We start from the raw sequence: 594 nt of genomic DNA, 5'->3' as shown, positions 1-594 counted from the left end.
GAGCGGACGACGGCGTTGGACACCTCGGCGTTCTGGTTCGGGTCAATCGACTCGATGATCGTGTCGAGAAGCTGTATCTGGCTGCTGCCGCCGCTTGGCCGCGTTGCACTCCACCTGCCAATCCCCGTCCGCTGCCCGCCTCGGTTGCGTCGCTCCAGCGCGTCGTAGGAGCGCACGTTGAGCGCGTCCGGTGTGGTCGTCGGCGGCTGCACCCCGTAGGGCGAGTTCTCGTCGATGCCTTGGACCGGGAAGGGCAGCGGGATCGGGGACTTGGCCGGCCGGCCGTTAGCCAAGCATCACCTCTCAGGCGCGATCGGCGTAGCTGTACGCGACGAGGGTGGAGCGGTGGAGCACCTCGACGGCGTGGATCAGGACTTCCTCGCCGCTGGTGTCGTTCGCGCCGTTGGTGATGAGCTTGAAGTTCGCCACGTCGTCCTTGGTCAAGCCGTTGCCGCTGAGGTCGAACACCAACCACTGCTCGGTGGCGCTCAACACGGTGCCGGGGGCGGTGGGGTCGAGGTCGGAGCCGAGGGCGGAGCCCGCGGTCTTGACGTACAGCTCGCTGTCCAGCTCCACGTCGTCGTCGGTCGAAAC

The 594-nt window shown here is 67.2% G+C and carries 2 protein-coding genes; both read right to left on the bottom strand.

The window, feature by feature from the left end:
* The coding region (locus R0J92_RS21565) for a hypothetical protein (RefSeq protein ID WP_411053138.1) at positions 1-293 on the bottom strand (293 nt) is incomplete at its 3' end.
* Between the two features lie 10 nt (positions 294-303).
* Positions 304-594, bottom strand: a 291-nt coding sequence (locus R0J92_RS21560) for a hypothetical protein (protein WP_411053137.1), incomplete at its 5' end; no start/stop codon positions are given.

This window comes from Tritonibacter sp. SIMBA_163 (assembly GCF_046535935.1).
GTDB lineage: Bacteria > Pseudomonadota > Alphaproteobacteria > Rhodobacterales > Rhodobacteraceae > Epibacterium > Epibacterium scottomollicae.
The sequence above is the reverse complement of the archived record's forward strand: the minus strand, read 5'-3'. Positions and strand labels throughout refer to the sequence as shown.